This window comes from Pseudomonas sp. NY15364 (assembly GCF_048068235.1).
Classification (GTDB): domain Bacteria; phylum Pseudomonadota; class Gammaproteobacteria; order Pseudomonadales; family Pseudomonadaceae; genus Aquipseudomonas; species Aquipseudomonas mendocina_D.
In genome coordinates, this window is the sequence record NZ_JBLUPX010000011.1 from 82,706 (window position 1) to 109,201 (window position 26,496).

Consider the following 26,496-nt stretch of genomic DNA (forward strand, 5'->3'; position numbering starts at 1 on the left):
TGTAACGTCGAGAGAGCAAGAGACTGCCTAGCGGACTTTGGGAGCTATTCTTAAAGGTAAAAATTAGAGGGCGCGGGCCCTAAAACCAATAGTCCATTTGGACTGATTACTTGCCAGCGTTCACAACTGCGCGATTGAATGACGACCATGGCCACACATTTATTACTAATCGATGATCACGCACTGTTCCGCTCCGGAGTGGGCATGGTGCTGGCTGCTGGCTTGGGTGTTGTTGAAATCACCGAAGCGGCTACGCTGGAACAGGCACTGCTGATTCCGGAGGATGCCTTTGATTTGGTCCTGCTTGATCTGCAACTGGAAGGACTCAATGGACTGGATGGCATAGCACTGATCAAGCGCAAATGGCCGCATGTCAAGATTTTGATGGTTTCTGCAACTCAGGATAAGCGCATTCAAAATGAAGCCTTGATCCGAGGCGCACATGGTTTCATTAGCAAGTCGGAAACACCCAGTCGCATGCTTGAATTGGTCACACAAGTGCTCGCTGGTCAGTTGCCCGCCGATCCTTCATCAACCCCGGCGGACCAGCAATTGCGTTTGAGTGCGCGGCAATCCGAAGTCCTGGAGCTGCTCTGCCTAGGCTTACCCAATAAACTGATTGGCCGGCGCCTGAATCTTTCGGAAAACACCGTACGCGGCCACGTCCAAGCCATTCTCCAGACCCTAAAGGTATCCAGTCGTTCAGAAGCGGCCTTTGTGGCGCGTCGCGAGGGTCTGATCAATTGAACGCCACAGAGCTGCCTTCCAATCTCCAACAAGATATCCGTTCCGAGCAGGTACGGTTGGTCTTCCGCAGCATGAAAAGCTCGCTGTTTCTGGGCAGCGCTCTAGCACTCATTCTGACGATGGTGTTTCACAACGAGGAGAACCATATCCCCGTGCTGAGCTGGTTAGCAGCGGTGTTCGTAAGCCGCGTGCTGAGCGTAGGTTATGCGCACATTGCCCTGCGCCGCGGTATCAATGCCCAAAACACCTCGCGCCACATCAAGAGCATGTGTCTTATAAAAGTTCTGGAAGGGCTCGCCTGGGGTTCGCTTGTGTGGATTGTCATGGGCCATGCCAGCCTGGCCGAGCAACTGCTGGCGATGGCCTCGCTGGCCGGCGTCAGCGGCAATGCAGTGTCGCTTCTGGCTCCGGTATTTCCTTGGTACTTGAGCATGCAGCTGGCACAGTTGGCCGTCATGAGCAGCCGACTGCTGACCCTGGAAGACTCCGCCTTCGCCATCCTAACGGCTGGCTGCGCACTGTTTGTCACGGGTCAGTCTGCCCAGGCGCTACTGGCTCAACGTAACTCCCGAGAAACGCTGATGCTGCGTTTTGAGAACCTCGACCTGATCGAGCGCCTTAAGGTGGAAAGCGAGAACGCCGAGCAAGCACGCCGTAAAGCTGAAGAGGCCAACCTGGCCAAATCCAAATTTCTCGCAGCAGCCAGCCATGACCTACGCCAGCCGGTGCACGCCCAGGAACTGTTCCTGGAAGTATTAGCCAGAAGCGATCTGTCCGACTTCCAGCACAAAACCCTGAACAATGCGCGTGCCGCCAGCCAGGCTTCGGCGCAGATGCTCAACACGCTACTGGACTTCTCGCGGATTGAGGCCGGCGTGATCGAACCACAACCCTGCGCGTTCCGGCTACAACCGCTGTTCAATAAACTGGAAAATGAACTGGGCAGTCAGGTTGACAGCAAGGACATTTTTTACCGCTGCCGGGAGACTCGGCTGGCGGTGTATTCCGATCCGAATCTACTGGAATTGATGCTGCGCAATCTGATCACCAACGCAATTCGCTATACCCATCAAGGCGGCCTGCTTATTGGCTGCCGCAAACGCGGCAACAAGGTCGTAATCGAAGTATTCGATACCGGAATCGGTATCGAACCGAGCCAGCAGGGTGAAATTTTCCGGGAGTTTCATCAACTGGGAAACCCCGAGCGTGACCGGCTCAAGGGGCTAGGCCTTGGCCTCGCAATTACTCAGGGATTGGCACAATCGCTTGATCATCAACTGACATTATCATCTAGGCCCGGACGCGGAAGTGTATTCAGAATTAGCCTGCCGCTTGCCACATCCAGTGCAACAAACGATACATTCACATCACCCCGTCGCATCCAGCTACAAATCGGGCTGCTACGCGGTTTGCGCGTTCTTATCATTGAGGACGATGCGATGGCACGCCAAGCAATTACGCAATTATTGGCGCACTGGGGATGCAATTGCAAAGCGGTGGAACATACCAACGAAGCATTGGAGCTCGTACAAAAGTGGCAGCCCCAGTTACTGATCAGCGATTACCGATTGCGTGAAAACCAGACCGGTGCCGTTGCAATCGCCCGTATACGGGAAGTAATGGGCACAGTCATTCCGGCCCTTATCATAACTGGTGATACAGCTCCTGAACGTTTGCGCGAAGCACTGAAAAGCGGCTTGAAATTGCTACACAAACCGGTACCACCACGTGAGCTCTATCAAGCACTGGCCAAAATTGTGTCTGCAAAGTATGCGTCTGGGCATCCCGTCTTGCGCAACTAAACCAGTCGCCACCTATGCGGCAGCAGCTCCGCAATCTCACTTGCCCGCTGCGTCGGCAGGCGCGTGAGGACGTCCTTCAAATAGGCGTACGGGTCATGCCCGTTGAGTCGAGCTGACTGGATCAAACTCATGATCGCCGCTGCCCGTTTACCGCTGCTCAGTGAGCCTGCAAAGAGCCAGTTCTTGCGCCCCAACGCCCATGGCAGGATCTGGTTCTCTGCCCAATTATTGTCAATGGGTACGGCGCCGTCATCGAGATAGCGCGACAGCGCCGTCCAGCGTTTGAGGCTGTAATCCAATGCTTTGCTGATGGCCGAGCCATCGTGCACAAGTAGGCGCTGGGTGATCATCCAGGCATGCAAAGCGTCCATCACCGGTACGGCTTTTTCTTGTCGCATTCGGCGGCGTAAATCCGGTTCTAGGTCGCGGACTTCATGCTCGATTTCGTACAGCAGCTGGATGTACCTCAAGGCCTGCTCGGCAAGCTGGCTTTTATTGGTGGCGTGTAGCTCGAAGAATTTGCGCCGGGCATGGGCCATGCAGCCGATCTCGGTGACACCGAGTTCAAAGCTGGCCTTGTAGCCACCAAAATCATCGCAGACCAGCTTGCCCTTCCAATCTTGCAGAAAGTTGCGGGCGTGTTCTCCGGCTCGGCTGGGGCTGAAGTCGTAAACGACCGCTGCCACGTCCGAGAACTGGCTGGTGGCGTAGGCCCATACATAGGCGCAATGGGTCTTCTTCTCGCCGGGCGCGAGCATCGAAACTGGGGTTTCGTCGGCATGGATCACGTGCAGGGCAAGCACCGCGTCGCGCAGGGCATCGACCAGCGGCTGCAACTGTACACCACAGTTGCCGACCCAGTGGGCCAAGGTCGAGCGGGCGATGACCAAACCGGCTCGACCGAAAATCGATTCTTGGCGGTAGAACGGTAAATGATCCGCGAACTTGGCGATCATGACATGGGCCAGCAGCCCTGCGGTTGGGATGCCCTTGTCGATGACCTGAGCCGGAACCGGTGCCTGGATCAGGGTTTCGCACTGATCGCAGACCCATTTGCCACGGATGTGCCGCTGAACGGTGAACACGCCCGGTGTGTAGTCGAGTTTCTCGCTGACATCCTCACCGATACGCTTGAGCGCGCAACCGCACTGGCAGTGGCTGTTATCGGGTTCGTGGTGGATCAGAGTGCGTGGAAACTGTGGCGGCAAGGCGGTGCGTTTAGGTTTTTGCCGAACCTCAGTCGAAGCGGGAGCAGGTTTCAGCGCTTCAAGTTCTGCTTCGATGGCCGCAATGTCGGTGTCGATCAGGTCATCAAGCAGACTGACTTGATCCGGGCTCAATTGCTCGCTGCGCTTGGCAAACTTGAAGCGCTTGAGCTGCGCAATCTCGTGGGTCAGCTTTTCGATAACCGTTTGGTCGCGGTGGATCTTCTTGCCCATTGTCTCGACTTTCTGATCGAGACTCTCGACACGTTATCTCGACGCATCAACTGCACCGCCAGAGCGCGCAGTTGTTCAGGGGTCAGTTGGTCGAGATTGGGCAGCGAAGTCATGCCGCCGATTTTGCCGGAGCAGGCCAAAGCCGACGATATGCTCATCGGACAATTGCACGGCCTGGATTGTCATGGCAGGTGTTATACGATGGAAATCGCGCTACCAGGCCCGACTCTTTGCCAGGGCAAACCCAGCACCAGGGCGTGTAGTTGCTCGGCACCCAATTCCATCTGAGAGCCGTGTCGAGAACCCGGCCAGAAGAACTTGCCTTGATGCAGGCGGCGCGCCGCCAACCAAATCCCCAACCCATCATGCACCAGCACTTTCATACGATTGCCGCGGCGATTGGCAAACAGATAAGCACAGTGCGGCTGCGCCGCACCGAACACCGCCACCACCCGCGCCATTGCGGTGTCGGTGCCAGCACGCATGTCCATGGGCTCGGTGGCGAGCCAGATGGAGTCGATGCGGATCATCGCAGCAGACCTCGCAGAAAGGTCGCGCAGGCAGCGGCGCTTTCGGTCGGCCAGTTCACTTTGATGGTACCGCGCGGGTGTGGGATTTCCAGACAGATAGTCGATGACGCGGAATCCGACTTTGTCCCGATAGCCTGCACAGACAGAGGAATGAAAGCAGGTTGCAGCGCCATGGCTTTCTGCGTGTGCACTCGGATCCATTTATGGACGAGGTTTGCGTTGAGGCTGTGGCTCAGCGCAACGCTGGCAATCGAGGCCCCGGGCTGGGCGCACTCTTGAATGATCTGGGCCTTGAAGGATTTGGAGTAGGAACGACGTTGTGGCTGCATGAAAGACCCGCTTAAAAGGCTAGAAATGGTGTCCACTTAAATCAGGTGGACACCATCGCCTTTGGCGTCGGGACCAGGAAGGTGTGTTGGCCGGACGGATACAACCCACCAGACGATGGACCGCGTTGCGCCTGCGCGATCATCTGCCCTCTCCCCCGCCCCCTCTCCCGCAAGCGGGAGAGGGGAGAAAGCGCGTTCGACTAGGCAGGCGAATAAGCTCGGAAAGGGCCTCAGCGTTTGGCGATGATGTACACCGCATGCACGATGCCGGGGATGTAGCCGAGCAGCGTGAGCAGGATGTTCAGCCAGAATGCGCCGCCGAAACCGACCTGGAGAAATACGCCCAGCGGCGGCAGCAGGATGGCGATGAGGATGCGGATAAGGTCCATGCGGTACTCCTTTGCTTTCCATAAGGGGTACTGAAGCAGACCCACGCTGCGCCTTGCAGTTCAGGTCGAATCATTTGCACCTGATCTGGTTCGGCTTCTGGCCGTTATCGAGCACTCACAGTCGCACGTCGAATTTGTCCAGTAGCAGCTCGGTCGGTATGTCGGTACTGACCAGTTGATTGCGTCCGCGCTGCTTGCCGCTGTATAGGCGGCGATCAGCGGCGCGGTAAAGCTCGGCGGCGCTGCGACCGTCTCTGGGCCAGGTGGCCAGACCGAAGGTGGCGGACAGCGTGATCTGCTCGCCGTCGTATTCCAGCGGCTGTTCAGCAATCTGCTTGCGCAACTTATCTACCAGCGGGTCGGCGCCGGTGTTGTCGGTGTGACTGAGCAGCAGGCCGAACTCCTCCCCACCCAGGCGACCGAGAAAGTCGGTCACGCGCAGACGCTGCTGGAGGATCTGGCAGATGTGTTGCAGCGCCATATCACCCGCCTCGTGTCCCCATTGATCGTTGACCCGCTTGAAGTGGTCGACATCGAGCAGCACCAGAACCAGATGCCCGCTACTGCGTTCAGCCTCCTGAATGCTGCGTTGCAGCGCGTGATGAAAGCTGCCGCGGCTGGCCACGCCGGTCAGTGAGTCGGTCTGCGCCAGGCGCTCCAGCTCCTCGTAGGCCTGCATGCGCAAGCCGTCGTAGATGTGCACGAACACCAGGATCAGCACGCCACACAGGGCGGCGTTGCCCAGGTCGATCAGGCCGCGGGTGTCCAGGGTCAGGTGATTGTCGGCGAAGTACAGCAAAAGTCCGGCGAACATGAACGGCGCGGTGAGCGTGAAGGCACGCTGCTTGCCCAGCAGCAGATAAGCCAGCAGCGGGATCATGTACAGCCAGACGAACGCCGCCGCCGAGGCATCCGGCATGACGATGATGTAGAGGATGAAGCAGAAGGTCGGGATCAGGTACAGGTAGATCCACAGGTACAGATGGCGGGCGCGCTCGATGCGCCAGGCGCCGAACAGGAGCAAGGCGGTGCACAGCACTTCGAGGATGGCGAAGGAATAGTTGCCGGCCAGGACCTGCAGCACGGCAAAGCCGCCCAGGGTCAGGCCGGTGGCGAGCAGGATGGTGCGCATCAGCGCACGCTTGCCTGATTCGCGCAGCCCTTCGCAGTGCCCTGCGCCTACGTCCTTGTGATCGTTATAGTTGCCGTCGCCCATTTTATTGCCCAGCGCCGCCGCCCTCAGCGGTACGCAGCCCCCGCCGCGCCCCATCAGGCAACTATAGACGGCCTTGCCTATTTTACACAGCGTAACCCAGCACACGCGGCAGCCACAGGGCGATTTCCGGGAAGATCGCCACCAACAGCAGGGCACTGGACATCACCACGACGAACAACGCGGCCCAGCCGACGGTTTGTTCCAGGCGTATCTTGGCGACCTCGGCCGTGACCATCAGGTTGATCGCCACCGGTGGGGTGAACTGGCCGATGGCGATGTTCATCGCCAGCAGGATGCCGAACCACACCGGGTTCCAGCCGAAGTGTTGCATCACCGGAATCAGGATCGGCATCAGGATCAGGTAGATGGAGATGGCATCGAGCAGCATGCCGGCCAGCAGCACGGCGAGCATCACCAGCGCCAGCAACACCCAGCCGTTATCCGACAGCGAGATCAGCCATTCGGCCAGATGGCGGAAGGTGCCAAGCATGGTGCCGGCCCAGGCGAAGATGCCGGCCAGGGCGATGATCAGCATCACCACGCCGGAGATCACGCCCGCCTCACCGCACAGGCGCCAGAGGCTGCGCCAGTCCAGCTCGCGGGTGACGAACAGGCCGACCAGCACGCCATAGGCCACGCCAACCACGGCGGCTTCGGTCGGTGTGAACAGGCCGCTGCGCAGGCCGCCGAGGATCAGTATCGGGGCGAACAAGGCGGGCAGTGCCTGCTTGAAGCTTTCACCCAGCGGCGGGCGCTCGCCCTGCTCCGGGGACTCCCATCCATAGCGGCGCGACAGCAGCCAGGCCGGCAGCAACAGCACCAGACCGGCGAGAATGCCGGGGAACAGGCCGGCGGCGAACAGCGCGCGCAGATCCACGCCCGGCACCACGATGGAGTAGAGAATCAGCGCAATCGACGGCGGAATCAGGATTGCCGTCGAAGCCGAAGCGGCGATCAGCGTGGCGGAGAACGGCTTGGGGTAGCCCGCTTTGGTCATGCTCGGCAGCATCACCATGGCCACGGCAGCGGCATCGGCCGGGCCGGAGCCGCTCATGCCGCCCATGATAAGACAGACCAGCACCGCGACCATGGCCAGGCCGCCGTGGCGCGGCCCGATCAGCGCCTGGGCGAAGCGCACCAGCCGCAGTGCCACGCCGGCTTTCTCGAACACCAGGCCGGTGAGGATAAACAGCGGAATGGCGATCAGCGGGTACTTGGCGACACCGTTGTAGGTGTTGGTGCCCAGGGTGGCGAGCATGTCTGGCGACAGGCCGGCGATGATGCCAATGGCGCCGGACAGGCCGAGGGCGAAGGCCACCGGCACACCAAGCGCCAGCAGCACGACGAAGCTGAAGATCAGCCAGAGATCAGGGCTCATCGCTGATTCTCCCGCGCAAACGATCCAGGGTGACCTGGGTCAGGCGCACGAATACCAGCAGCGCCAGGATCGGCAGCCAGATCACGTACCACCAGTTGGGCAGGCCCAAACCGGGCGACTCGGAATCCCACTGGAATTCCTCCCAGGCGAACTGACCGCCGTACCAGCACACCAGCCCCAGAACTAAAACGCCGGCCAGCCACTGCAGCAGGATCAGCGGCGTGCGCAGGCGCGGGAACAGGCGCTCGAGCAGGCCGATACGGATATGTCGGTTGCTGCGCATGGCCACCGAGGCACCGGCGAAGGTGAGGATGACCAGCAGGAACACCGAGATTTCCTCGGTGAAGGCGAAAGAGGCATCGGTGAAATAACGCACCACGACGTTGGCAAGGCTGATCAGGCTGATGATCACCAGAGCCAGGGTGGCGAGCACGCGCTCCAGCGGCGCGTCGACTTGCTTGCTCATAAAAACCTCGAATGACCGACTTGGCATTGTTCAGCGCAAGTGCCGCTGGCCCTCTCCCCCAGCCCCTCTCCCATAAATGGGAGAGGGGAGCGGATCAGTGTCGCGCGACAAACTGGCAGCATCACGCCCGAAACCCTTGGGTTTCCGGTCAGATAAAACGAATCAGGGCTGGGCCACGGCCTTGCGTGCGGCGTCCATCAGCTTATCGCCAATGCGCGGTGCCCATTTCTCATGCACGCTGGTAGTGGCTTCGACGAAGGCGGCACGCTCGGTGTCGCTCAGCTCAATCACTTCCACGCCGCGCTCACGTACATCGACCAGACGCTGCGCCTGGGCGCCGCGCGACAGTTCGATCTCCCACTTGCCGGCGTCGATAGCGGCCTGGCTGAGCAGTTCGCGATCTTCCTCGGGCAGGGATTTCCATACGCGCTGGTTGACGGCGAACACCAGCGGATCGGCCATGTAGTCCCACAGGGTCAGGTATTTCTGGCCAACCTGGTCGACACGCGCCACGTCGAAGACCGACAGCGGGTTTTCCTGGCCGTCCACCGCGCCGGTGGTCAGTGCCGGCTTGGCGTCGGCCCAGCTCATTTGCGTGGGGTTGGCGCCGAGGGCGGTGAAGGTGTCCTGGAACAGCGGCGAACCGACCACGCGGATCTTCAGGCCCGCCAGATCGGCAGGGCTGCGCACTGGTTTGGCCGAGTTGGACAGCTGACGGAAGCCGTTCTCGCCCCAGGCCAGCGGCACGATGCCGCGCTGCTCGATGGCGGCGAAGGCCAGCTTGCCGGCTTCACCCTGGGTGATGGCGTCGAGGTCGGCGTCGTTCTTCATCAAAAACGGCAGGGAGAACAGGTTGAGTTCCGGCACCTGCGGCGACCAGTTGATGGTCGAGCCCACGGCCATGTCGATCAGGCCCGAGCGCATGGCGGAGAATTCCTTGGTCTGGTCGCCGGCGACCAGTTGCGCGTTGGGGTAGACGCGCAGGGTGATGCGCCCTTCGGAGCGTTCGTTGACCAGATCGGCCCACTTCTGCGCGGCCTGGCCCCAGGGGAAGGCGTCGGAAAGTACGGTGGAGACGGAGTATTCACGCGCCTGCGCGGTGGCGCACAGGGCGGTCAGCGCAGCGCCGGCGGCGAGCGCGGAGAAGAGTCGCTTGAGTTTCATCGGGGCGTCCTTGTGTGGATCTTGGCGTTATCGTTGTGGCACCGGCAAAGCGGTGCGGATCCAGCGGCGAGCGGATGGCTCGCCTGGCGCGCCTGGTCAGCGCGCAAAAGGGACACGGCAGGTGTCAGGGCTGCCGGGCAGGCCTTGTGGGCGATCGGCAGGTGCCGGCGGGTTACGCGCAGCCGCTCAACTATTCCAGAAGCGCGCGGCGAATGCCATTGTCTGATGACTGTTGACATTGCCCGGCCTGACCGGCGCTGCCCATAATCACCGGCATCTCACTCCGGACACTTGCCCATGGCCATCTCCCGCGACGACCTCGACCAGCATGACCTGATCATCGGCGTGTCGCCCGAACGCTTTCGCGCGGTGGCCATGCCGCTGTTGTTCGATCACCTCGATGCGCAGTGCGAGGGCACCATCGAGGTCAATCGCTAGGCGCGGATCGTCTGGATCAACGACAAGTACGCGCAGAAGGTCGGCATCGCCGATGCGCGCACGGCGCTGGGCAAGGAAATCGAGGAAGTGCTGCCGGCCAGCCGCCTGCGTGTGATGGTGCAAAGCGGCCAGCCGAGCTTGCTCGACCTGATGGTCTTCGGCAGCGAGCACTTCGTGGTCACCCGTATTCCGCTGCGCGATGAAGATGGCACCCTGGTCGGCGCGCTGGGCTTCGTGCTGTTTCGACCGTGCCCGTCACCTCAAGCCGCTGACCAAGTACAACAACCTGCAGACGCAACTGCTCAGCGCCATTCCCGCCGAGTTGGAACGACGCCTGCTGCAGGATCAGCTGCAACTGGCCATCGGCTATTTTTCCGGCAACCAGACGGCGCTGGATTACCAGCCACTGTTCGAGGAGCGCCAGCGCCTGTACTGCAGCAGCCAACATCCGCTGTTCGCGCGTGAAACGCTGAGCGCCGACGACCTGCAGGACTGCGACCGGGTTGTGCATCCCTATCGCTTCATCGCCGCCGACGAGCCCTGGCAGGGCGGTAGCAGCAGCGCCCGTTGCGAGCAGGTCGAGGGCAGCCTGGCGTTCATCCTCTCCGGCGCGCACCTGGGCTACCTGCCCGAGCACATCGCCCAGCCCTGGGTGAACCGCGGCGGCCTGCGCGCGCTGCCCGGCACCTGGGATTTCACCGTGCAGTTTCGACTGGCCAGTCATCGCGGCCATCCGCCCAGCGAGGCGCAGAAGGCCTTCAGCGAAGATCTGCTGGCTGCATTCAGCACCTGCTGAAACATCCGGGGTCTATAGTGGTTGTTCCTTCCTCACCACACCTTCTGGAGTACAAATGAGCAAGACTTACAACGTCGCCGTACTGGTCGGCAGCCTGCGCAAAGCCTCCATCAACCGCAAACTGGCCCTGGCGCTGGCCGACCTGGCGCCCGCCTCGCTGAACCTGGAAATCCTCGAGATCGGTGACCTGCCGCTGTATAACGAAGACGCCGACGGCGACAGCGCTCCGGCCTCCTACGCGCCGTTTCGCAGCAAGCTCAAGGCGGCCGACGCGGTGCTGTTCATCACCCCCGAATACAACCGTTCGATCCCCGGCGCGATGAAGAACGCCATCGATGTCGGCTCGCGCCCTTATGGCCAGAGCGGCTTCAGCGGCAAGCCTGGCGCCGTGCTCAGCGCCTCGCCGGGTGCCATCGGCGGCTTCGGCGCCAACCACCACCTACGCCAGTGCCTGGTGTTCCTCGACGTGCACGTGCTGCAGCAACCGGAAGCCTACCTCGGCGGCGCTGGCAACTTCTTCGACGAGAACGGCGTGCTCAGCGACGGCATCAAACCCTTCCTGCAGAAGTTCATAGACGCCTATGCGGCGTGGGTGGCCAAGCAGGCCTGACGCCCTGCGCCGCCCTTTCCGGGCGGCGTTTCACACTGCCGATATGCCTTGATACGTGGCCTGAATGACACTGGCGACTAGACCGACCGGTCTACATAATCCAGGCCATGACCAAGCCCACTCGCGACAAACTCATCGACGCCATGATTGACGCCCTGCAACGCAAGGGTCTACATGGCGTTGGTTTGAACGAACTGCTGGCCGCCGCCGATGCGCCCAAGGGCAGCCTTTATCACCACTTCCCGAACGGCAAAAGCGAACTGGCCGTGGCCGCCATCGAGCGTGTCGGCCAGCGCGCCGAGCACGCGTTTGCTGCACTCTTCGAGCGTCAGCCCGATCCACTCGATGCGTTGACCACCTGGCTGCAGGGCGCGCTTGGCCACTTGCAGGAAAGCGCATTCGAGCGCGGCTGCCCGTTGGCCACCGTCGCCCTGGAAAGCGGCCCGCAAGATCATGAAATTCGTGCAGCCCTGGCCAATGCCTTCGCCGCCATTCGCCAGGCCCTGCAGCAGCAGTTGCAACGTCATGGTTACCCACAGCCGGAAGGACTGGCCACCTTGTTCATCGCCCTCTACGAAGGCGGTCTGCTGCAAGCACGTGTCGCCGGCAGCAGCGAGCCTCTGAAACAGGCCGTCGCCACCCTGCTGCACCTGACCCGCCAGCACCGCATGGAGCCTACCTGACATGAGCACGAGCATTCGCCGCGAAACCCAGCCCCTGCTAGCCCTCGACGACTATCCGTTGGCCGCCACGCGCTACCACGCCGAGCGCCCCCAGGCACAATTGCTGATCGCCGGGGCGACCGGCGTGCCGCAAGGTTTCTATCGGCGCTTCGCTGAGCATGCCGCCAGCCGCGGGTTCAGCACTATGACCCTGGACTACCGAGGCATCGGCCAATCCAGGCCCGACAGCCTGCGTGGTTTCGAGATGGAGTATCTGGACTGGGCCAATCTTGACCTGGCCGCGGCGGTGGATCAGCACCGGCACGCCGAGCGTCCGCTGTTCATGATCGGCCACTCCTTCGGCGGCCATGCCTTCGGCCTGCTGCCCAATCATGATCAGGTCGCCGGCTTCTACACCTTCGGCACCGGCGCCGGCTGGCACGGCTGGATGCCCAAGGCCGAGCAAGTGCGCGTGCTGGCCATGTGGCGGGTGATCGGCCCGTTGATGACGCGCTACAAGGGCTACCTGGCCTGGAGCAAGCTGGGCATGGGCGAAGACCTGCCGCTGGGCGTCTACCGCCAGTGGAAACGCTGGTGCCGTTTCCCCCGCTACTTCTTCGACGACCCGCAGATGCCGGGGCTGGCCGAGCGCTTCGCCCAGGTGAACACTCCGATGGTGGCGCTCAACAGCCTAGACGATCTGTGGGCGCCACCGGCCTCTCGCGATGCCTTCATGGCCGCGTACGTCAACGCACCCTACCAGGCGCGCACACTCGACTCGCAGGCGGAAGGCCTGGGCAATATTGGTCATATGGGGTATTTCCGCCCGGCGGCGCAGCGCCTCTGGGACGAGACTCTGGATTGGTTCGAGCAATTGCGCATCGAACAACGCGCGGCATAAGCCGTCCGCTGAAAATCCATGGGCCAGAAAAAAAGAAAACCCCGCGATTGCGGGGCCTTGCAGACTGTAGTCCTGACATCCTTGATCTGCTCACCATCCTGGCGGCTGTCCAGCGTGTCCCTGTTTGTCTAGGCGCTTCCTGCGCTGAATCCATGTGCGGCAGAGTACGCCCGTACCTGATCAACCGACAGTGGCGATATTCGGCACATCGTGTAAGCCATGGCTTACATGGAGCCACCCTTCATCAGCCGTCTCGCTTTGCCCTGACCATCCCGGGTTGGGCGAACGCATTTGGCCATGTTTTTTGTGACGTACGTCTTGCTAGACTGCATCTTGTCCTACAAAAACAACAGACTCCGACAACGGCGGTCACTGGGGCTGGAGTATGCGCGCAGTCACCTTGCTTCTTGGTTGCCTGGCAACCGGCATCAGCAGCTTCTCCCTGGCCAATGGCCAGACCCAACTGGGCGATGCCAAACAGGCCATCGATCAGGCGTTCTGGCAGGAGCTCTACGGCAGTGGTGGCAGCACGCTCTACTGCGGCCAGACCTTCGCCCGCGAAAGCAGCACATTGACCGCCAGCCCGATCTACAGCAGCAAACAGCTCAAGAGCGCGATGCGCTGCGTCACCGATCGCCAGTGCACCATCATGAATCCGCGCTACCCCTATATCGTCGCCGACCTGCACAACTACTACCCGGCGCTGACCCGCGTGGAGCTGGTGCGGCGTAACGCCCAGTTCGCCGACCTGGCCGACGATGTGCCGAGCAAGTTTTCCGATATCGGCTGCGACCTGAAGGCCAGCTATCAGTTGGTGGAGCCGCGTGACGAAGCCAAGGGCAATATCGCCCGGGCGATCTTCTACATGCATGTCGAGTACGGCCTGCCTATCGTCGGCCTGGTGCCGATGTACAAGGCCTGGCACCGCCTGGACCCGCCCGACGCAGAGGAAAAGGCGCGCAACGACAGGATCGAAGCGCTGCAGGGCACGCGTAATCGCTTTATCGACGATCCGTCGCTGGTGGACCAACTGATCAGCGACTGATTTCCATCACTGTGGGAGGGGCTTTAGCCGCGACGAAACCACTGCGGATCGCCGGCAAGCCGGCTCCTACGGTTTGTGGAAGTCCTAGGCTCCGCGTTTGTGCAGCGAGCGCAGCTTGTAGCGGTCGCCGGGGTGGATCAGCCGCGCGTAGCTGATCAGGTGATCGTCCGACCAGGTACGGCGGATCACGCTCAGACAGGGCATGGCCGGATCGATCTGCAGCAGTTCGGCGGTGCGTGCATCCACCAGCACCGCTTCGACCACGTGCTCGACATCCGAGATAGGGCAACTGGCGACCAGCACCTCGTTGGGCGTGACCTGGGTGAAGTCGCTTTGCAGGTAATGCGGCACCCAACGCGGGTTGACGAAACGATCCTCCAACTGGATTGGTAAACCGTCCTGCAGGTGCACGAGGATGCTGTGAAACACCTCGGCGCCCAGACGCAGCCCCAGACGCAGAGCCACTTCGTCATCGGCGGCGATGGCCTCGCAGCGCACCACCTCGTTGCTGTATTCGTGACCGCGACCGCGCACTTCGCTGGCGATGTTCATCACCTCGTGCAGCGGCGACTCGGCCTTGCGGTCGGTGACGAAGGTGCCGAGGCCGGCCTGGCGCACCAGATAGCCCTTCTGCACCAGGTTCTGGATGGCCTTGTTGGCGGTCATGCGGCTGACGCCGAAATCCCGCGCCAGCTGTTCCTCGGGCGGGATCTGGTGATTGACCGGATAGGCACCGCCGTGAATGCGCTCGAGCAAAAAATCCTCGATGGCCTTGTAGCGCGGGGTGGGACTGGTCACGGCTGCTCCTTGGGTATGCCCGGTGCGCGGATGATAGCGGAGCGAAGCGCTTCGCTCCCAGCGCCGTAGCCCGGATGAAATCCGGGAGCCTCGAAATCAACGCCCCGGATTGCATCCGGGCTACGCTTTCGCCGTTCTCAGCCTACCGAGGGCAGCATGCCGGCCGGCAGCAGCGGCGTCAGCACGCGCTCGGCCAGCAGTTCGTCGGCGGCGGCGATATCCGGAGCGAAGAAGCGGTCCTCGACGTAGTACGGCACCTTGGCGCGCAGGGTCTGGCGCGCCTGCTCCAGCGCCGGCGTGCTCTTCAGGCCTTCACGGAAATCCAGGCCCTGGCAGGCGCCCAGCCATTCCACGGCGAGGATGCCGCGGGTGTTGGCGGCCATTTCCCACAGGCGCTTGCCGGCGCCCGGTGCCATGGACACGTGGTCTTCCTGGTTGGCCGAGGTCGGCAGGCTGTCGACGCTGTGCGGGTGGGACAGCGCCTTGTTGTCGCTGGCCAAGGCTGCCGCCGTCACCTGGGCGATCATGAAGCCGGAGTTGACCCCGCCATTGGCCACCAGGAACGGCGGCAGTTGCGACATGTGCTTGTCCATCATCAGCGAGATGCGTCGTTCGGACAGCGAGCCGATCTCGGCGATGGCCAGGGCGATGTTGTCGGCGGCCATAGCCACCGGCTCGGCGTGGAAGTTGCCCCCTGAGATCACTTCACCCTCGGCGGCAAATACCAGCGGGTTGTCGGACACGGCGTTGGCCTCGACGCCGAGCACCTCGGCGGCCTGGCGCAACTGGGTCAGGCAGGCGCCCATGACCTGCGGCTGGCAGCGCAGCGAGTACGGATCCTGCACCTTGTCGCAGGCGGCGTGGGAGCGGCCGATCTCGCTGCTGTCGCCGAGCAGGTGACGGAAGGCAGCCGCCGCGTCGATCTGCCCACGCTGGCCACGTGCGGCATGGATGCGCGCATCGAAGGGCGAGCGCGAACCCAGCAGCGCTTCCACGCTGAGCGCGCCGCAGACGCTGGCGGCGGCGTACAGGTCTTCGGCCTCGAACAGGCCGCGCAGGGCGTAGGCGGTGGACACCTGGGTGCCATTGAGCAGGGCCAGGCCTTCCTTGGCGGCCAGGGTCATCGGCTCCAGGCCGGCGATGGCCAGCGCCTCGGTGGCCGGCAGCCACTGGCCCTTGTGCCGCGCCTGGCTTTCGCCGAGCAGCACCAGCGACATATGCGCCAGCGGCGCCAGGTCACCGGAGGCACCGACCGAGCCTTTCAGCGGGATATGTGGATAGACCTCGGCATTGACCAGGGCGATCAGCGCGTCGATCACCTGGCGGCGGATGCCGGAAAAGCCACGCGCCAGGCTGTTGATCTTCAGCAACATGATCAGCCGCACCATGGCATCGCTCAGCGGCTCGCCGATGCCGGCGGCATGGGACAGCACCAGCGAACGCTGCAGCTTTTCCAGATCGTCGTTGGCGATGCGGGTCGAGGCCAGCAGGCCGAAACCGGTGTTGATGCCGTAGGCGGTGCGGCCCTCGGCGATGATCTGATTGACGCAAGCGACACTGGCGTCGATGGCCTGATGGGCACTGGCGTCCAGGGTCAGGTGCACGGGCGCCTGGTAGGCGGCGCGCAGGTCGGTCAGGGTTAGTTGGCCGGGTTTCAGGTTCAGGGTGTTCATGTTCTGTTCTTCCACGGTTGAGTTCGCGCCTGGCGAATCAGAGCCGAATAATGGCTGAAGTCGCGATGCTTGCAGTGATTGATGCGCCGGCCCAGCGGGCCGGCGTCGAACTTGCCTTAACCGATCATCGGCAGGTTCAGGCCCTGCTCCTTGGCGCAATCGATGGCGATCTGGTAACCGGCATCGGCATGACGCATCACCCCGGTGCCCGGGTCGTTGGTCAGCACGCGGGCAATGCGCGCGGCAGCTTCGTCGGTGCCATCACATACGATGACCATACCCGAATGCTGGGAGAAGCCCATGCCCACACCGCCGCCGTGGTGCAGCGACACCCAGGTCGCACCGCTGGCGGTGTTGAGCAGGGCGTTGAGCAGCGGCCAGTCGGACACGGCATCGGAGCCGTCCTGCATGGCCTCGGTCTCGCGGTTGGGGCTGGACACCGAGCCGCTGTCCAGGTGGTCGCGGCCGATGACGATGGGCGCACTCAGCTCACCCGAACGCACCATCTCATTGAAGGCCAGGCCGAGCTTGGCACGCAGACCCAGGCCGACCCAGCAGATACGCGCCGGCAGGCCCTGGAAGGCGATGCGCTCGCGGGCCATGTCCAGCCAGCGGTGCAGGTGGGCGTCGTCCGGGATCAGTTCCTTGACCTTGGCGTCGGTCTTGTAGATGTCCTCGGGGTTGCCGGACAGCGCCGCCCAGCGGAACGGACCGATGCCGCGGCAGAACAGCGGGCGGATATAGGCCGGGACGAAACCGGGGAAGTCGAAGGCATTGCTCACGCCCTCTTCCTTGGCCATCTGGCGGATGTTGTTGCCGTAGTCGAAGGTCGGCACACCCATCTTCTGGAAGTCGAGCATGGCCTGCACGTGCACGGCCATGGACTGCTTGGCGGCCTTGACCACGCCAGCCGGGTCGGTGGCTGCACGATCCTTGTACTCGGCCCAAGTCCAACCGATCGGCAGGTAACCGTTGAGCGGGTCGTGAGCGCTGGTCTGGTCGGTGACCATGTCCGGGCGCACGCCACGGCGCACCAACTCCGGCAGGATCTCGGCCGCGTTGCCCAGCAGGGCGACGGAGATAGCCTTGCCTTCGGCGGTGTACTTGGCGATGCGCGCCAGGGCGTCGTCTAGATCAGTGGCCTGCTCGTCGACATAACGGCTGCGCAGGCGGAAATCGATGCTGGTCTGCTGGCATTCGATGCTCAGCGAGCAAGCGCCAGCCAGGGTAGCGGCCAGCGGTTGGGCACCGCCCATGCCACCCAGGCCGGCGGTCAGCACCCAGCGGCCCTTGAGGTTGCCGGCGTAGTGCTGGCGACCGGCTTCGACGAAGGTTTCGTAGGTGCCCTGGACGATGCCCTGGCTGCCGATGTAGATCCAGCTGCCGGCGGTCATCTGCCCGTACATGGCCAGGCCCTTGGCGTCGAGCTCGTTGAAGTGCTCCCAGCTCGCCCAGTGCGGCACCAGGTTGGAGTTGGCGATCAGCACGCGCGGCGCGTTGCTGTGGGTCTTGAATACGCCGACCGGCTTGCCGGACTGCACCAGCAGGGTCTCGTCGTCATTCAGGTTGGTCAGGCTCTCGACGATCTTGTCATAGCATTCCCAGTTGCGCGCGGCGCGGCCGATACCGCCGTACACCACCAGTTCCTTGGGATTCTCGGCCACGTCTGGGTCGAGGTTGTTCATCAGCATGCGCAGCGGCGCTTCGGTCAGCCAGCTCTTGGCGGTGAGCGTGGTGCCGCGCGGGGCGCGGATTTCGGTGTCGCGGTATTTGGTGGTCACAGCGGTTTCCTCTTGTTGTTCGGCGCTCAGAGGCTGAGCAGATGAATCAGGCGCGCCGCCACCTTGGCGGTGCGGTTGTCGATGTCGTATTCGGGGTTGAGCTCGGCCAGGTCGGCCAGGCGCAGCTTGCCGCTGGCCTTGAGCCGTTCGAGCAGCGGCTCCAGCAGCTCCAGGCGCACGCCACGGGCGGCTGGCGCGCTGACGCCCGGCGCCTCGCAGGCCGGCAGCACGTCGATGTCGATGGTCAGGTAGAGCGCGTCGCACTCGGCGGCGAAGGCGTCCAGCTCGGCGCCGATAGACTCCAGGGTGGCCTCGCGGATTTCACGGTCCTCGCGTACCAGCACGTTCAGCTCGGCGGCGCGAGAAAACAGCGCGCGGGTGTTGCTGGCGCGACTGACGCCCAGGCAGGCGTAGCGGAACGGCCAGCCGCGTGCGGCACACTGCTCGGCGATCTGCGCGAAGGGCGTGCCGGAGGAATGCACATGAGCCGGGTCGCGCAGGTCGAAATGGGCGTCGAAATTGACGATGCCGATACGAGGGGCAGGATTGCCGGATAGATGCTCGGCCAGGCCCGACCAGCTACCGAAGGCCACTTCATGCCCGCCACCGATCACCAACGGCAGATGGCCGGCGTCAAGCAGCGCGCAGACGTTGCGACCGAGGCGCGCCTGCGCCGCTTCCAGGTCGCCGTCCTCGCAGGTCACGTCACCCGCATCGTAGGCCGGTGCCTGGCGGTGCCAGGCCAGGTTGGCCAGCGCCTTGCGCACGCTCTGCGGCGCGCCGGCAGCACCGACGCGGCCATGATTACGGCGCACGCCTTCGTCGCAGGCAAAACCCAGCAAAGCCAGGCCCGGCTGGCTGTCTTCGGTAAGCGAGCGAATGCGCTGGCGCCAGCGCGCGCTGTCGGTTTCCGGATCGGTACGGCCGCTCCAGGCGGCCATGCTGTGACGATCAGCGAGCATAGGTCACGACTCCATTGAACACGAGCTGGCGCAGACGCCCGGCCTGTACCGCGTAGGCCAGTTCGGCCGGTTGCTGGATATCCCACAGGCACAGATCCGCTGGCGCGCCGACAGCAATGCGGCCGAGATCTGGCAAGCCGAGGGCGCGGGCGCCATGGGCGGTCATGCCGGCCAGGGCTTCGCGCGGGGTGAGGCGAAACAGGGTGCAGGCCAGGTTGGCCATCAGCGTCGGCATGCAGATCGGCGAGGTGCCGGGGTTGGCGTCGCTGGCCACCGCCATCGGCACGCCGTACTGGCGCAGCAGTTCGATGGGCGGCAACTGGGTTTCGCGCAGCACATGGAAGGCGCCGGGCAGCAACACGGCGACGGTGCCGGCCTCGGCCATGGCGCGCACGCCGGCTTCGTCCAGATATTCGATATGGTCGGCGGACAGCGCGCCGTAGCCTGCGGCCAGGGCGCTGCCGCCGAGATTGGAAAGCTGCTCGGCATGGGCCTTGATCGCCAGGCCATGGGCCTGGGCTGCCTGATAGATGCGCTCGCACTGCGCCGGGGAGAAACCGATGCCCTCGCAGAACACGTCCACTGCATCGGCCAGCTGTTCACGGGCTGCGGCCGGGATCATCTCCTCGCAGACCAGGCTGACGTAATCGTCGGCGCGCCCGGCATATTCCGGCGGCAAGGCATGGGCGCCGAGCAGCGTGGTGATCACCCGCACCGGGCGCAGTTCGCCGAGACGGCGGGCCACGCGCAGCATCTTCAGCTCGTCGGCAACGGTCAGCCCGTAGCCGGACTTGATCTCCACTGTGGTCACGCCATCGGCCAGCAGCGCGTCGAGGCGCGGCAGGCTGGCGGCGATCAGCTCGTCTTCGCTGGCAGCCCGGGTAGCGCGCACGCTGCTGAGAATGCCGCCACCGTTGCGGGCGATGGTTTCGTAGCTGACGCCTTCCAGGCGCTGCTCGAATTCACCGGCACGATCACCGGCGTAGACCAGGTGAGTGTGGCAATCGACCAACCCGGGGGTCATCACGCCGCCACGCCCAGCTTCGACTGCGCCTTGAGCCAGCGACTCGTCGAAGGTGCGCGGCGGCCACAGGCCGGCGATGCAACCGTCCTCGACCAGCACGTTCATCGCCTCGTCCAGCTGCGTCAGGCCATCGAAGACCTGCACATCGCGCCAGAGCTGTTTCGAGGTGGAATGCATCGACATGGGATTTTTCCGGCTTGTTTTGTATATACAATATGAGTGGATCGATTCGGCGTCAAGCCGTGAGCAACGGTCTGACCTTATGATCACAAGACCAGGCAAGGCATATGCAGCACGCCTTGATAGACCTGAATAGAGCCTGAACGACCTCTATCTGAAGACATCTTCGTCAACTTTGTGATCGGAACCGTTTGTCGCTCAGCCACTATGTATATACATTTGGAGAGATCATGCCCTGCACCCTGCTCGACCCCGCAACTGCCCGCGCGATGCCCTGGAAGAACGGTGGCGGCTCCACGGTGGAGTTGGCCATTTCGCCAGCGGATGCCGGCCTGGAGGATTTCGCCTGGCGCATCAGCACTGCTCAGGTGGCAGTGGATGGTGCCTTTTCCAGCTTCCCGGGCATCGACCGCAGCCTGGCCGTGCTCGCTGGTGACGGCATGTGCCTGCAACACGCCGACGGGCGACGCGAAATGCTGCTTAGCGGTGACGCCATCGCAGTATTCAGGGGCGAAGAGGCGATCAGCGCGCAGTTGCTGGACGGCCCGATCACCGACCTCAATCTGATGACCCGACGAAGCCACTGGACGCACCAGGTGCAATTGCTGAAATGGCAGGGAACCCAGGGACTGGAAAACGATGCGGCGGTACTGATGCTGTGGAATGCAGCCCAGAGCGCAGTCGAAGTAACTGCTGGCGGCGCGATGCACCCGCTAGCGGCGGGAAACGGCCTGCTGATAGAGAACGAACCCGGCCAGTTGCACCTGCACGCACAACGCCCCGCCCTGCTCTACGTGGCCTGGCTGAACCCGTGCGCACACTGAAATAAAAAGCCCCGGCGCGCGGGCCGGGGCTCATTTGTGCGCGGCAGCGTGATCAGAACTGCGCAGCATCCAGCAGGTACAGCGATTCGCTACCAGCCTTGACCGACGCACTCAGCGAGTGAATGCGCGGCAGCAAGCGGGCGAAGTAGAAGCGCGCGGTACCCAGCTTGCTGGCGTAGAAATCGTCCTGATCTTCCTTGCCCAACGCTGCCCGAGCCATCAACGCCCACATATAGGCATAGGCGGTGTAGCCGAACACGTGCAGGTACTCCACCGAGGCCGCACCGATCTCGTTGGGGTTGCCCTTGGCACGGTCCAGTACCCAAGCGGTCAGCTCGTCGAGGTTCTGCACGGCCGCCGCCAGCGGCTTGGTGAACTCGTCGAGATTGGCATCGGCCGAAGCGACGAAGGCCTTGATCTCGTCGGCCAGGTGCTTGTAGAAGCTGCCGCCGCTGCCAACGATCTTGCGCCCCATCAGGTCCAGCGACTGGATGCCGTTGGTGCCTTCGTAGATCTGGGTGATGCGGCAATCCCGAACAAGCTGCTCCTGGCCCCACTCGCGGATGAAGCCGTGGCCGCCGAAGATCTGCTGGCCATGCACGGTGGTTTCCAGCGCCATGTCGGTGAGGAAGGCCTTGGCCACCGGGGTCAGCAGCGCCACCAGCTCGTCGGCACGCTTGGCGGTGTCCTTGTCCTCGCTGTACTTGGCAGTGTCGAGCTGCATGGCGACGTAGCTGGAGAAGGCGCGACCACCCTCGTTCAGCGCTTTCATGGTCAGCAGCATTCGGCGCACGTCCGGGTGCACAATGATCGGGTCGGCAGCTTTGTCCTTGGCCACCGGACCGGTCGGTGCGCGGCTCTGGATGCGCTCGCGGGCGTATTCGACGGCGCTCTGGTAGCTGCGCTCGCCCAGGGCCAGGCCCTGGATGCCAACGCCCAGACGCTCGTAGTTCATCATGGTGAACATGGCGTTGAGGCCCTTGTTCACCTCGCCGACCAGGTAACCGGTGGCGCCGTCGAAGTTCATCACGCAGGTGGCCGAAGCCTTGATGCCCATCTTGTGTTCGATGGAGCCGCAGCCCAGCGCATTTTTCTCACCGAGGGTGCCGTCGGCATTGACCATGACCTTGGGCACCAGGAACAGCGAAATGCCTTTCGGGCCCGCCGGTGCGTCAGGCAGCTTGGCCAGCACCAGGTGGATGATGTTTTCGGTCAGGTCGTGCTCGCCACCGGTGATGAAGATCTTGGTGCCGCTGATCTTGTAGCTGCCATCTGCCTGGGGTTCGGCCTTGGTGCGGATGATGCCCAGGTCGGTGCCGGCGTGCGGCTCGGTCAGGCACATGGAACCGGCCCAGACGCCGGCGTACATGTTCGGCAGGTACTGCGCCTTCAACTCTTCGCTGGCGTGGTTGAGGATCGACAGGCAGGCGCCGGCGGTGAGCATCGGGTACAGGCCGAAGGACAGGTTGGCCGAGTTGACCATCTCCTCGACTTGGGCGCCGATCACTTTGGGCATGCCCATGCCGCCGAACTCCGGCGAACCGCCTACGCCGACCCAGCCGCCCTCGGCGTAGGTCTGGTAGGCCTCGGGGAAGCCGGCCGGGGTTTTCACCGCGCCGCTGTCCCAGGAGCAGCCTTCTTCGTCACCGCTGCGGTTCAGCGGGGCGATGCTGCCCGCCGTGACTTTGCCAGCTTCTTCCAGGATGGCGCTGGCGGTCTCGGCATCGACCACCTCGGCCAGGGCCGGCAGCTCTGCCCAGAGCGTGGAGACGTCGAATACTTCATTGAGCACGAAGCGCATGTCGCGCAGGGGGGCTTTGTAATCGGCCATGACACATCCTCGAAAACGGACTTACGTGAGAGGACCGAGTTTACTTGAACAACTTTATAGACACATAGGGTCTTTTTGTGACTATAAACTCACAAAAGGTCACCAACTATCTGATTGACCAAGGGCGAAGAAAAAAACCTGCTGACCGCTCGTCTGCCAGCGCCGCTATTCGCGCCCGGCAGCCAGCTTCACAGCACCGCGACGTTGACCGGCGCTCCGGATGCAATTGCGCCCGGCGGCCTTGGCGCTGTACAACGCCTTGTCCGCTTCCTTGATCACTTCCTGCGGAGTGCGCTGCTCGGTCTGACGCTCGGCGACGCCCATGCTCACGGTCACCGATACCTCGCTGGCGGTCTTGCCGGCCCTGCGCTGCTTGCCTTCACGATCATCGCGCGGGCGGCTTTGCGAGTCGCGCAGTTGCATGCGGTACTGCTCGATGCCTATAAGCACCGCTTCCATATGCGGCATGCATTGCTCCACGGTCTTGCCAGGAAACAGCAAGGTGAACTCCTCACCGCCATAGCGGTAGGCCTTGCCACCGCCACCGACCTTGCGCATCTGGCTGGCGACCAGACGCAACACCTGATCCCCCACATCATGGCCGTGGGTATCGTTTAATTTCTTGAAGTGATCGACATCGACCGTGGCAATCACATAATCACGCCCCAGGCGCTGCAGACGCTCGTTGAGCGCGCGCCGCCCCGGTAGCCCGGTGAGCTCGTCACGAAAGGCCATCTGGTAGGCCTCGTGTGCTACCGCCGCGACCAGCATGAGCATCACCATGCAGATCATCACCTGCAGCGCATTGGCCAGGATGAACACCTGCGGCAGCATCCACAGCAAACCGCACAGCCCCATCAGTTGCGCCGCGTGCAACGGCCTTGGCCGACGCAGGTACTGAACCAGCAGGGCGATGAAGGCGACCAGGAACGCCACGTAAACCAACTGCGCCAGGCTCATCCAGGTGCCATGCAACGACGGCCAGTGAATCTTAACCAACCAGTCGGCAATACCCTGCGGATAACGGCGCGCCAAACCAAAGGCCACCGCGCTGACTGCCAGCAAGATCAGGGCGCGGGCAAACATGTCCTGCAGCAGGTGCGAGCGCTCCTCCCAGCAGCCGTAGAGGGCATAGAGCAGTGGTAGCAACAGGTAGATCAGGTGAAAGACCAGCGCCGCATCGCCGCGTCTTTGGCCATTGCCTGGGAAGTGATCGACCTGGATATCCAGCAGGAAGTAGCCGACATACAGCGCCAGCAGCAGAAACACCTCGCGCTGACGCCATAGACCAGACAGAAGGCGCCGCCGAGCAGCAACAGCAGCGTCGACAATACATTGAACAGGGAGATGAAGAACTCGCTCAGCACTGGCAGCAGAGCAGCCACTATCCCACCGGCCAGCAAAGGCAGCGACGAGAAGAAGTGACTGAGGCGCAGATTGGCCGGACGGTTCACGCTGGCATCCCGGGCGGAAGACGCAGTCATTCTGCCTGCTTCGATTCCTGAAAACAGCGACAGGATGCGACATTCGCTGCAATGCGAAGTGCGAAAACGACAACGCCGCCCCAAAGGGCGGCGTTGTGGTTCAACCGATCAGGTCTTAGAAGCCGAGCGCGAAGTGCTCTTCTTCCATCTCCATCAGGTTGCTGGCGCCCGACAGCATGGCTTCGACATGCGTGCGGGTACGCGGCAGGATGCGCGCGAAGTAGAAGCGAGCGGTCTGCAGCTTGGCTTTGTAGAAAGCCTCGTCGCCAGTACCGGCAGCCAGCTTCTCGGCAGCCAGACGCGCCATGTCAGCCCAGAAGTAGGCCAGGCAGGCGTAACCGGAGTACATCAGGTAGTCCACCGAAGCGGCACCGACTTCCTCGCGATCTTTCATCGCGGCCATGCCGATCTTCATGGTGATGTCGCCCCACTCCTTGTTCAGCTTGGCCAGCGGCTCGACGAATTCCTTGACGGAATCGTTGCCTTCGTTGGCCTGGCAGAACTTGTGCACGATCTTGGTGAAGTTCTTCAGGGCACCGCCCTGGGTCATCAACACCTTGCGGCCCAGCAGGTCCAGCGCCTGAACGCCGGTGGTGCCTTCGTACATCATGGAGATGCGGCAGTCACGCAGGTTCTGCTCCATGCCCCACTCGCTGATGAAGCCGTGGCCACCATAGATCTGCATGCCGTGAGAAGCGGACTCGAAGCCCACTTCGGTCATGAAGGCCTTGGCAATCGGGGTCAGGAAAGCCAGCAGTTCGTCGGCAGCTTTCTTCTCTTCTTCGTCCTGGCTGTGCTGAACGATGTCCACCTGCTTGGCGGTGAAGTAGACCATGGCGCGGTTGCCTTCGGCGAACGCCTTCATGGTCAGCAGCATGCGGCGTACGTCCGGGTGCACGATGATCGGGTCAGCGGCTTTTTCCGGCGCTTTCGGGCCAGTCAGCGAACGCATCTGCAGACGCTCGCGAGCGTACTTGATGCCACCCTGGAAGCCGACTTCGGCATGGGCCAGACCTTGCAGTGCGGTACCCAGGCGAGCGGTGTTCATGAAGGTGAACATGCAGTTCAGGCCCTTGTTGGCCGGGCCAATCAGGTAGCCAGTGGCGCCGTCGAAGTTCATCACGCAGGTGGCGTTACCGTGGATGCCCATCTTGTGCTCGATGGAGCCACAGGAAACGGCGTTGCGCTCGCCTACACCGCCTTCGGCGTTCGGCAGGAACTTCGGCACGATGAACAGCGAGATACCCTTGGTACCGGCCGGCGCATCGGGCAGACGGGCCAGAACGATATGGACGATGTTCTCGGCCATGTCGTGCTCACCCGCGGAGATGAAGATCTTGGTACCGGAGACTTTGTAGCTGCCGTCGGCCTGCGGTTCGGCCTTGGTGCGCAGCATGCCCAGGTCGGTACCGCAATGCGGCTCGGTCAGGCACATGGTGCCGGTCCACTCGCCGGAAACCAGTTTGGTCAGGTAGGTGTGCTTCTGCTCGTCGGTGCCGTGAGCGCTCAGGGTGTTCATGGCGCCGTGGGAGAGGCCCGGGTACATACCCCAGGACCAGTTGGCCGAACCGACCATCTCGCTGACAGCCAGACCGAGCGACTCAGGCAGACCTTGGCCGCCATGCTCGACGTCATGGGCCAGGCTCGGCCAGCCGCCTTCAACGAACTGCTGATAGGCCTCTTTGAAGCCAGTCGGGGTTTTCACACCGGATTCGCTCCAGGTGCAGCCCTCGATGTCACCCACACGGTTCAGCGGAGCCAGAACCTGCTCGCAGAACTTGGCGCCTTCTTCGAGGATGGCGTCGACCATGTCTGGAGTGGCGTCCTGGCAGCCAGGCAGGCTCTGGTAGTGCGCTTCATAACCCAGCAGTTCGTCGCGAACGAAACGAATGTCACGCAAGGGGGCCTTGTAGTCAGGCATAACGGTAAACCTCTGCGGTGGATTCCTAGTAGTTGGGGTGACCGTCTTGGCGGTCGCTCTCGGGATCACTCCCGGCTGCCTGGCCACGAGGCTGCGGCCGAAGCAA

Annotated in this window: 21 protein-coding genes and 4 pseudogenes; 9 read left to right on the forward strand and 16 right to left on the reverse strand. The window is 62.7% G+C overall.

What is annotated here, in order from left to right; all coding sequences use genetic code 11:
* The first annotated feature begins 147 nt into the window (after positions 1–147).
* Positions 148–747, forward strand: a complete 600-nt coding sequence (locus ACNFCJ_RS11810) for a response regulator (RefSeq protein WP_416771498.1) — start codon at positions 148–150, stop codon at positions 745–747.
* A complete protein-coding gene (locus tag ACNFCJ_RS11815; RefSeq protein WP_416771499.1) occupies positions 744–2,549 on the forward strand; it encodes a hybrid sensor histidine kinase/response regulator in 1,806 nt (601 codons plus the stop codon). The genes ACNFCJ_RS11810 and ACNFCJ_RS11815 overlap by 4 nt, the downstream gene beginning before the upstream one ends.
* On the opposite strand, the pseudogene tnpC reads toward ACNFCJ_RS11815, so the two are convergent.
* From tnpC to ACNFCJ_RS11855, 8 genes and pseudogenes are all read right to left on the reverse strand, one after another.
* A pseudogene (tnpC, locus tag ACNFCJ_RS11820) lies at positions 2,546–4,101 on the reverse strand (IS66 family transposase). The gene ACNFCJ_RS11815 and the pseudogene tnpC overlap by 4 nt on opposite strands.
* Before the next feature lie 81 nt (positions 4,102–4,182).
* A complete protein-coding gene (tnpB, locus tag ACNFCJ_RS11825; RefSeq protein ID WP_132764522.1) occupies positions 4,183–4,518 on the reverse strand; it encodes an IS66 family insertion sequence element accessory protein TnpB in 336 nt (111 codons plus the stop codon).
* Complete coding sequence (gene tnpA / locus ACNFCJ_RS11830) at positions 4,515–4,847, reverse strand: IS66-like element accessory protein TnpA (RefSeq protein ID WP_416771501.1); 333 nt, start codon at positions 4,845–4,847, stop codon at positions 4,515–4,517. The genes tnpB and tnpA overlap by 4 nt, the downstream gene beginning before the upstream one ends.
* A gap of 230 nt (positions 4,848–5,077) precedes the next feature.
* Positions 5,078–5,236, reverse strand: coding sequence for a YqaE/Pmp3 family membrane protein (locus ACNFCJ_RS11835; protein ID WP_003084988.1), 159 nt, complete (start codon positions 5,234–5,236; stop codon positions 5,078–5,080).
* Between the two features lie 115 nt (positions 5,237–5,351).
* The gene (locus tag ACNFCJ_RS11840) at positions 5,352–6,452 is read right to left on the reverse strand and encodes a GGDEF domain-containing protein (RefSeq protein ID WP_416771503.1); all 1,101 of its coding nucleotides are present in this window, start codon (positions 6,450–6,452) and stop codon (positions 5,352–5,354) included.
* An 82-nt stretch (positions 6,453–6,534) separates the two neighbouring features.
* Positions 6,535–7,830: a TRAP transporter large permease gene (locus ACNFCJ_RS11845; protein WP_179574642.1), complete on the reverse strand. Its 1,296-nt coding sequence runs from the start codon at positions 7,828–7,830 to the stop codon at positions 6,535–6,537.
* Positions 7,820–8,296, reverse strand: a complete 477-nt coding sequence (locus tag ACNFCJ_RS11850) for a TRAP transporter small permease (RefSeq protein ID WP_416771505.1) — start codon at positions 8,294–8,296, stop codon at positions 7,820–7,822. Before ACNFCJ_RS11850 ends, ACNFCJ_RS11845 begins: the two co-directional genes overlap by 11 nt.
* 162 nt (positions 8,297–8,458) lie before the next feature.
* The gene (locus ACNFCJ_RS11855) at positions 8,459–9,460 is read right to left on the reverse strand and encodes a DctP family TRAP transporter solute-binding subunit (RefSeq protein ID WP_256835765.1); all 1,002 of its coding nucleotides are present in this window, start codon (positions 9,458–9,460) and stop codon (positions 8,459–8,461) included.
* A 297-nt stretch (positions 9,461–9,757) separates the two neighbouring features.
* Between ACNFCJ_RS11855 and ACNFCJ_RS11860 the strand changes: the two are divergent.
* The 6 genes and pseudogenes from ACNFCJ_RS11860 to ACNFCJ_RS11885 all read left to right on the forward strand — a co-directional run.
* Positions 9,758–10,205: pseudogene (locus ACNFCJ_RS11860) on the forward strand (AAA family ATPase); the annotation flags it as partial.
* A pseudogene (locus ACNFCJ_RS11865) lies at positions 10,185–10,694 on the forward strand (substrate-binding domain-containing protein); the annotation flags it as partial. The pseudogenes ACNFCJ_RS11860 and ACNFCJ_RS11865, both read left to right, overlap by 21 nt.
* A gap of 55 nt (positions 10,695–10,749) precedes the next feature.
* On the forward strand, positions 10,750–11,304 hold the full coding sequence (locus tag ACNFCJ_RS11870; protein ID WP_106733249.1) for an NADPH-dependent FMN reductase: 555 nt from the start codon (positions 10,750–10,752) through the stop codon (positions 11,302–11,304).
* Positions 11,305–11,411: 107 nt separating this feature from the next.
* Positions 11,412–11,987, forward strand: coding sequence for a TetR/AcrR family transcriptional regulator (locus ACNFCJ_RS11875; protein WP_416771508.1), 576 nt, complete (start codon positions 11,412–11,414; stop codon positions 11,985–11,987).
* A 1-nt stretch (position 11,988) separates the two neighbouring features.
* Entirely contained in the window at positions 11,989–12,867 is an 879-nt protein-coding gene (locus ACNFCJ_RS11880) for an alpha/beta fold hydrolase (RefSeq protein WP_416771509.1), read from the forward strand.
* Between the two features lie 385 nt (positions 12,868–13,252).
* Entirely contained in the window at positions 13,253–13,912 is a 660-nt protein-coding gene (locus tag ACNFCJ_RS11885; RefSeq protein WP_416771511.1) for an endonuclease, read from the forward strand.
* An 84-nt stretch (positions 13,913–13,996) separates the two neighbouring features.
* On the opposite strand, the gene hutC is transcribed toward ACNFCJ_RS11885, so the two are convergent.
* From hutC to hutI, 5 genes are all read right to left on the reverse strand, one after another.
* Positions 13,997–14,710, reverse strand: a complete 714-nt coding sequence (gene hutC / locus ACNFCJ_RS11890) for a histidine utilization repressor (protein WP_416771512.1) — start codon at positions 14,708–14,710, stop codon at positions 13,997–13,999.
* Positions 14,711–14,847: 137 nt separating this feature from the next.
* Entirely contained in the window at positions 14,848–16,383 is a 1,536-nt protein-coding gene (hutH, locus tag ACNFCJ_RS11895) for a histidine ammonia-lyase (protein WP_416771514.1), read from the reverse strand.
* A gap of 116 nt (positions 16,384–16,499) precedes the next feature.
* Positions 16,500–18,164 carry a urocanate hydratase gene (gene hutU / locus ACNFCJ_RS11900; RefSeq protein ID WP_416771516.1) on the reverse strand — a complete coding sequence of 555 codons (1,665 nt, stop codon included), beginning with the start codon at positions 18,162–18,164 and terminating at the stop codon, positions 16,500–16,502.
* A gap of 26 nt (positions 18,165–18,190) precedes the next feature.
* Positions 18,191–19,126, reverse strand: coding sequence for a formimidoylglutamase (hutG, locus tag ACNFCJ_RS11905; protein WP_416771518.1), 936 nt, complete (start codon positions 19,124–19,126; stop codon positions 18,191–18,193).
* Positions 19,116–20,333: an imidazolonepropionase gene (gene hutI / locus ACNFCJ_RS11910; RefSeq protein WP_416771519.1), complete on the reverse strand. Its 1,218-nt coding sequence runs from the start codon at positions 20,331–20,333 to the stop codon at positions 19,116–19,118. Before hutI ends, hutG begins: the two co-directional genes overlap by 11 nt.
* 227 nt (positions 20,334–20,560) lie before the next feature.
* Here hutI and ACNFCJ_RS11915 point away from each other — a divergent pair, with 227 nt between their 5' ends.
* Entirely contained in the window at positions 20,561–21,154 is a 594-nt protein-coding gene (locus ACNFCJ_RS11915; protein ID WP_416771520.1) for a HutD family protein, read from the forward strand.
* A gap of 52 nt (positions 21,155–21,206) precedes the next feature.
* Here ACNFCJ_RS11915 and ACNFCJ_RS11920 read toward each other — a convergent pair whose 3' ends face one another.
* The 3 genes and pseudogenes from ACNFCJ_RS11920 to ACNFCJ_RS11930 all read right to left on the reverse strand — a co-directional run bounded on the left by ACNFCJ_RS11920 (position 21,207) and on the right by ACNFCJ_RS11930 (position 26,390).
* Positions 21,207–22,985, reverse strand: coding sequence for an acyl-CoA dehydrogenase C-terminal domain-containing protein (locus ACNFCJ_RS11920; RefSeq protein ID WP_416771521.1), 1,779 nt, complete (start codon positions 22,983–22,985; stop codon positions 21,207–21,209).
* Between the two features lie 165 nt (positions 22,986–23,150).
* Positions 23,151–24,469 (reverse strand): annotated as a pseudogene (locus ACNFCJ_RS11925) (GGDEF domain-containing protein).
* Positions 24,470–24,584: 115 nt separating this feature from the next.
* The gene (locus ACNFCJ_RS11930) at positions 24,585–26,390 is read right to left on the reverse strand and encodes a phenylacyl-CoA dehydrogenase (RefSeq protein WP_416771523.1); all 1,806 of its coding nucleotides are present in this window, start codon (positions 26,388–26,390) and stop codon (positions 24,585–24,587) included.
* Positions 26,391–26,496: the final 106 nt, after the last annotated feature.